Origin of the sequence: Jiangella rhizosphaerae (assembly GCF_003579925.1) — a bacterium.
Taxonomy (GTDB): Bacteria; Actinomycetota; Actinomycetes; order Jiangellales; family Jiangellaceae; genus Jiangella; species Jiangella rhizosphaerae.
Map to the genome: position 1 here is coordinate 1 of NZ_QUAL01000250.1, position 1,765 is coordinate 1,765.

1 protein-coding gene and 1 pseudogene are annotated in these 1,765 nt (G+C 70.3%); one reads left to right on the forward strand and one right to left on the reverse strand.

The features are described from left to right. Positions 1-1,241: glutamine--fructose-6-phosphate transaminase (isomerizing) (gene glmS, locus DY240_RS22865; RefSeq protein ID WP_119662091.1), on the forward strand; the 1,241-nt coding region annotated here is incomplete at its 5' end. A gap of 204 nt (positions 1,242-1,445) precedes the next feature. On the opposite strand, the pseudogene DY240_RS22870 reads toward glmS, so the two are convergent. Further along, positions 1,446-1,765, reverse strand: a pseudogene (locus tag DY240_RS22870) (cytochrome ubiquinol oxidase subunit I); the annotation flags it as partial.

Sequence of the window (1,765 nt, forward strand, 5' to 3'; positions counted from 1 at the left end):
CCCGCGAGGCGCTCGAGATCGGTGACGGCCAGGTCGTCGAGATCACGCCCGACGACGTCACGCTCACCGACTTCTTCGGCAACGCGGTCGAGGAGAAGCGGTTCCACGTCGACTGGGACGCGTCGGCCGCCGAGAAGGACGGCTACGACTACTTCATGCTCAAGGAGATCGCCGAGCAGCCCAAGGCGGTCGCCAACACCCTGCTCGGCCGCGTCGGCAAGGACGGCCTGCTGTCGCTGGACGAGATGCGGCTGTCCGACGACGAGCTGCGCGAGGTCGACAAGGTCGTGGTCGTGGCCTGCGGCACCGCCTACCACGCGGGCATGGTCGCCAAGTACGCCATCGAGCACTGGACCCGGCTGCCCTGCGAGGTCGAGCTGGCCAGCGAGTTCCGCTACCGCGACCCCGTCGTCGACCGCCAGACGCTGGTCATCGCGATCAGCCAGTCCGGCGAGACGATGGACACCCTGATGGCGCTGCGCTACGCCCGCGAGCAGGGCGCCCGCGTGCTGGCCATCTGCAACACCAACGGCGCCACCATCCCGCGCGAGTCCGACGCCGTTCTGTACACCCACGCGGGCCCCGAGGTCGCCGTCGCGTCCACCAAGGCGTTCCTCACGCAGATGATCGCCTGCTTCCTGGTCGGCCTCTACCTCGGCCAGGTCCGCGGCACCAAGTGGGGCGACGAGATCCGCTCCGTCGTCCGCGACCTCTCCGACCTGCCGGCCAAGGTCGACCTCGTCCTCGAGACCATGGAGCCGGTCCGCGAGCTGGCCCGGCTGCTGTCGAACTCGACGTCGGTGCTGTTCCTCGGCCGCCACGTCGGCTACCCGGTGGCCCTCGAGGGCGCGCTCAAGCTCAAGGAACTCGCCTACATGCACGCCGAGGGGTTCGCCGCCGGCGAGCTCAAGCACGGCCCCATCGCGCTGGTCGAGGAGGGCGTGCCGATCATCGTCGTCGTCCCGTCGCCCAAGGGCCGCTCGGTGCTGCACGACAAGATCGTCAGCAACATCCAGGAGGTCCGCGCCCGCGGCGCCCGCACCATCGTCATCGCCGAGGAGGGCGACGAGGACGTCGTGCCGTACGCCGACCACCTCATCCGGGTGCCGGAATGCCCCGTGCTGCTGCAGCCGGTCGTCTCGACGGTGCCGCTGCAGGTGTTCGCCTGCGAAATGGCGAGTGCGAGGGGCTTCGACGTCGACCAGCCGCGGAACCTGGCGAAGTCGGTGACGGTCGAGTAGGGGTGCTGTGGGCGGCGGGGTCGGTGATGCCGGCCCCGCCCGCCTCGCTCGTTCCTCGCTCGGACGCCCGAGCCTACCCCTGCCGGCATCACCGACCCCGCCGCGTGCCCCTCGTTCTCTTCGTCGTCTTCCGGTTCCGCTGCTGGTCTTCGGCGAAGCCCGGTGGAGAGTGTGGTCGCTGGGGTGCTCTCTGGGGAGGTGCCGTCAGCGCTCGTGGTCGTCGTGCCCGGGGTCTGCGACGTCGGGTGGGCCGAGGGTTTCGGTGAGCGGTCCGGCGTGGGCCGGTTTCTTCTCGGCCAGGCCCGCGACCTCGGGGAACTTGAGGTCGAAGGCCGGGCGTTCGCTGCGCACCCGCGGTAGCGAGGTGAAGTTGTGCCGCGGCGGAGGGCACGAGGTGGCCCACTCCAGCGAGTTGCCGAAGCCCCAGGGGTCGTCGACCTGGACCTTCGGCGCCAGCCGGCTCTGCCACACATTCCACAGGAACGGCAGCGTCGACGCCGCCAGCACGAAGGCGAACACCGAGG